Origin of the sequence: Aphanothece microscopica RSMan92, assembly GCF_046613545.2 — a bacterium.
GTDB lineage: Bacteria > Cyanobacteriota > Cyanobacteriia > PCC-6307 > Cyanobiaceae > NIES-981.
Genome location: NZ_JBKKKY020000400.1, coordinates 1 through 536, shown reverse-complemented (window position 1 = coordinate 536; position 536 = coordinate 1). Strand labels below are relative to the sequence as shown.

Here is a 536-nt window from a genome sequence, read left to right as displayed (position 1 = left end):
CTCGCCTCACAGAAGTCGGTCGTTGCAATAACGGGACAACAGGTAGGACTGTTAGGGGGTCCGCTCTACACCATCCTGAAGATTGCAAGCACTGCAGCGGCGGCGCGCCAGGTCACGGAGAGTATCGGGCGTACGGTTGTTCCGATGTTCTGGCTTGAAGACAATGACCACGATGCAGCGGAGGCATCAAAGGCGAGTCTTCCGGCACCTGATGGCACGATGACGGATGTTCATGCTTGGGATGGAGAGCAGGATCGGATGCCCGTGTGGCGGCGTTCATTTTCGGCTACGGAACTCACCATCCTGGAACAAGCCCTTGCTTCGCTCACTGGACCATTCGCAGATGACTGCCGCCAGGACATGATGCAAGCCGCGAGGATCGGAAGTACGTGGGCTGATGTTTTCCTTAGCACGTTGGCTCCATATCTGGCGGCATGGGGTGTTCTGGTTGTTCGTGGAAGCACCGTCGTTCGAAGTGGCTTGCATCAACCTCTTGTGTTAGCGGATCTTGACGCTCCGGGGGCCGTCGAGGCAGA

General features: G+C 57.6%; 1 protein-coding gene. It reads left to right on the top strand.

Features of this window, described 5'->3' with window-relative positions:
• Positions 1-27: 27 nt before the first annotated feature.
• Positions 28-536: bacillithiol biosynthesis protein BshC (gene bshC / locus ACLD7X_RS18225; RefSeq protein ID WP_411425099.1), on the top strand; the 509-nt coding region annotated here is incomplete at its 3' end.